This window comes from Streptomyces populi, assembly GCF_002911015.1.
GTDB classification, from domain to species: Bacteria; Actinomycetota; Actinomycetes; order Streptomycetales; family Streptomycetaceae; genus Streptomyces; species Streptomyces populi.
Map to the genome: position 1 here is coordinate 1 of NZ_KZ627076.1, position 2,443 is coordinate 2,443.

At 68.5% G+C, this 2,443-nt stretch carries 4 protein-coding genes; all 4 read right to left on the minus strand.

The genetic code is table 11. The features are described 5' to 3' along the window. Positions 1-246 (minus strand): DUF4259 domain-containing protein (locus CW362_RS42660; protein ID WP_162684452.1); only part of this gene is annotated, 246 nt, incomplete at its 3' end. A gap of 57 nt (positions 247-303) precedes the next feature. Further along, complete coding sequence (locus tag CW362_RS45825; RefSeq protein WP_420856905.1) at positions 304-954, minus strand: transposase; 651 nt, start codon at positions 952-954, stop codon at positions 304-306. A gap of 208 nt (positions 955-1,162) precedes the next feature. Then, positions 1,163-1,957 carry a transposase family protein gene (locus CW362_RS45830; RefSeq protein WP_420856906.1) on the minus strand — a complete coding sequence of 265 codons (795 nt, stop codon included), beginning with the start codon at positions 1,955-1,957 and terminating at the stop codon, positions 1,163-1,165. 193 nt (positions 1,958-2,150) lie between these two features. After that, on the minus strand, positions 2,151-2,443 hold a 293-nt coding region (locus CW362_RS42670), incomplete at its 5' end, for an SbtR family transcriptional regulator (RefSeq protein ID WP_476756091.1).

Here is a 2,443-nt window from a genome sequence, read left to right on the forward strand (position 1 = left end):
CACGGGCATCGGTGTTTCCGGACCGCAGGACATGTCGACGGGTTCGCCTCCCGGACATTGCGCCGCGATGAGTGCAGCGGCGGCCACCGCCTCTTCTGCTTCCGTGAGACAGCCGGTGGCGTCGATCGTCCGGATGACGACACCTCGGATCAGGGCTTCGCGCGCCTCGGGCTCTGCGTCGTCGAGGGCGTTGGCGAAGTCTGCGGCTGTGTCGTTGTCGAAGGGACCGGTATCCCAGGTGCCCATGCTGATCCCCCTTGCGTAAGGTCGCCCGGATCCTCGCATCAGGGACTGACAGCATGACTACGGGGTGAGCAGGACCCGTTTGCGCAGGAGGGCGAAGCCTGCGCGGCCGAACATCTGGCGCTTGAGCATCTTGATCCTGTCGACGTGGCCTTCGACGACTCCGGAGTTCCAGGGCAGCGTCAGGCCGGCGATGACCGCGTCGCGGTCTCGGTCGATGCCGGCCGCGAGGGTGTGGAGGCTGGGCAGGCCGTCCTGGCGGACGGCGTCGAGCCACTGCGGAAGTCGCTCACCCCGGCGTTCGGTGAGCATGTGGGCGAAGGACCGGACGTGGCGGGCCAGAGCATCGAGTTCAGGGCAGTCGGCCAGGACGGCCTCGAGCCGGAGCTGTTCGGTCTCGGTCAGCGTTTCGGGTCGGCTGAGGATCCATCTCGTCACCATGCGGGGTGCAGGCGGTTGCGCGGTGACCGGCCGTGGCGAGGTGCGCTTCTGTCGCAGGTAGGCGCTGACCCGGCCGTAGCTGCCTCGATAGCCCAAGGGAACGATCGCTTCCCAGAGCTTCCAGGCGTTGGTACAGCCCTCGTCCCAGCGTTCGTCCAGGTAGGGCTTGTACCCGTCGAGGACGCAGGTCCGGTTGTGCTGCCACTGGCCGCGAAAGAGATCTTCCGGCTTCGCAGCCTCGGCGAGGCTCTTAACGGTCCGGTGGGTCATCTGGAGCTGACGTCCGATGGAACGGCGGCTGTGGCCGGCTTCCAACAGCGCGTGGACCGTGGCGTGCCTGGCCCGGATGCGGTTGGCGAACCGCTCGCTCCGCCATGGCGAGCCCGCCTTCTCCTCGGGCGGCGTCGGTGGTTCGGCCTTCGCCTCGCGATCGGGGACCAGGACGCGAAGGCACTGGCGGCGCCGGGCGACTGCCCGCTCAGCAGCTTCCCCGAGGTCGTGCCACAAGTGCCAGCGGTCGGCGACCTGCGTCGCCTGGGGTGCCCCGGCTGTGGCGCCCTCCGCGAAGAACGGCGCGCGGTCCCGGCAGACAACCTCGGTCCCTGGCCGCTGGGCGAGCCAGGCGGCCAGGCGGCCAAGCGGCCAGGCTTGATGCTTCTCGATCAGGCAGGAGATCAATTGGCCGGCGGGTCTCGACGTCCACCAGGACCGTGCCGTAGCGGCAGCCCTTGCGGGTGGCGTACTCGTCGACGCCGACCACCCGCGGCGTCGGCGCCTCCGGCTCGGGTAGCGCCTCGACCAGGCGTAAGACCGTACTCCGGCTGATGGATATGCCGAGCACGGCAGCCAGGCGGGCGCCGGCTCGACCAGCCAGGGCGAGGCCGACTGCAGTCAGGATGGAACGCAGTCGTTCGGTGCGCTGGCCGTGCCTGCGGGTGAGGCCGGACGTCCGCTCCACGAACGTCTGACGTGGACACTTGGTGTTCCCGCACCGGAACCGCCGAACCCGCAGCTGGAGTACGACGCTTCGTCCGGCGCTGGGGACATCAGCGAGAAACCGCAGATAGGAGCTGTGAACCCGGGTCGAGCAGACTCCGCATCCCGGGCAGACAGCGTCGGCCGTGGTGCACTGCGCGTCAAGGCGCACCTTCCCGATATCCACGTCCACCGACAGCACCGCGATGTCCGCGATCGCCGGGAACAACAGCTCCTTCAGCCGGAGTACAACGTCTTCCACGACCCGGACTGTCAGCCCAGCGGCACTGACCACCATCCATTTTCGGGCGACTTCGCATACCACCCGGAGATGCTCATCCGTCACTCACCGCGACCACTGCACGAAAGCTGAGCCAGAACCCGAGTTGCGACAGCGGATGTACACGACTTCGAACAGCGCCTCGGCGCGGCCGTGTTCGATATTCACCAGATCCGACAGTGCCGTGTGACCCGTTGCCGAGGCCCTTGCGTCAGTTCCCTGCTTCCCGGGTGCGGGTGGTCAGCCCGGGCGTGACAAGGGCGAGCCAGCGGGCGCGAGCCGCCGGTGGCTGGTCGGTGGGCGCGGTGGAGAACAGCAGGTAGATGTCGCTGACGGTGACATCGGGGTGGATGTCACCGTCAGCCTGGCCGACTTGGATGAGGGCGGCGACAGCGGCACCGGCGCGGTCTTCATCGGCGCGGTCACCCGGCTCCGCATCCAGGGTCTGGGCAGCGGCCTTGACGGCGCGGTCGGTCACGGACGCCTCGACGACGCGACCGAGGA

What these genes read in the sequence shown, in the direction of transcription:
- CW362_RS45825 (WP_420856905.1), bottom strand. Translation starts at nt 954, where the DNA reads ATGACCCACCGGACCGTTAAGAGCCTCGCCGAGGCTGCGAAGCCGGAA.
- CW362_RS45830 (WP_420856906.1), bottom strand. Translation starts at nt 1,957, where the DNA reads ATGGTGGTCAGTGCCGCTGGGCTGACAGTCCGGGTCGTGGAAGACGTT.